2 protein-coding genes are annotated in these 804 nt (G+C 66.9%); one reads left to right on the top strand and one right to left on the bottom strand.

Annotated features, from left to right (window positions below):
- Positions 1-464, bottom strand: a 464-nt coding sequence (locus G3I17_RS39205; RefSeq protein ID WP_164604500.1) for a hypothetical protein, incomplete at its 3' end; no start/stop codon positions are given.
- 198 nt (positions 465-662) lie between these two features.
- Between G3I17_RS39205 and G3I17_RS42425 the strand changes: the two genes are divergently transcribed.
- The coding region (locus tag G3I17_RS42425) for a nitroreductase family protein (protein ID WP_343238569.1) at positions 663-804 on the top strand (142 nt) is incomplete at its 3' end.

The raw sequence follows: 804 nt of genomic DNA, 5'->3' as shown, positions 1-804 counted from the left end.
ACCAGGGTGATGGCGCCGATGATGTGGTCGTCGATCACCGGGTTGGTCGTCGGCGGTAGCGCGGCGCTCCACATCATCAAGTACAGAACGACTCCCGCGGCCGCGGCGATACGCATTGCGACGCCGAGGATCAGGGCCAGCCCGATCCCGGCCAGGCCGATCATGAACAGCGGCGTGACCCAGAAGTCACCCACCAGGGAGTGGTAGAACCCGGCGAACGGCCCTTCGGCACCCTTCAGGAAGCCCGCGGTCGGGTTGCCGCCGTCGAGCCAGCCCTTACCCGAAGGCGTGGCATAGCCGAGGCCGAACACCTTGTCGACGAACGCCCAGAAGAACGTCAGACCGACCGCGATCCGCAGTACCGCCAGCACGCGACCGGTGGTCGACCCGAGTTTCGGTGCGGTAGTTGAACCAAGCGAGCCGGTGGAAACCGGGCTGCTGTGGCGATTGGGGGTGAGAGTCATGGTCGCTCCTTCAGATTCGATGTGACACCTGAATGCTGCGGCCGCCGGGCCTGCCGGCATCAGGGCCCGTAGTCACCAGCAAAGGTGCCGAAGGACCTGCCAGGTCGGGACCGACGCCCGCAGCCAGCCGCCCGCCTCCACGCGCACGCTGAGAACGTGGCAGCACTTGCCACCCCTGGCCCGCCGAGGAGGCACCCCATGGACGCACTGTCGATGGAACAGATCGACGTACTACTCGCCGCCGCGGTAGCGGCACCGTCGATGCACAACACCCAGCCGTGGCGCTTCGAGGTCAACGGCACGGTCATCGACGTGTTCCTCGACGGTTCCCGCGCCCTGC

This window comes from Streptomyces sp. SID13031, from assembly GCF_010548305.1.
Classification (GTDB): domain Bacteria; phylum Actinomycetota; class Actinomycetes; order Propionibacteriales; family Kribbellaceae; genus Kribbella.
This window is presented reverse-complemented; position numbering and strand designations above follow the sequence as displayed.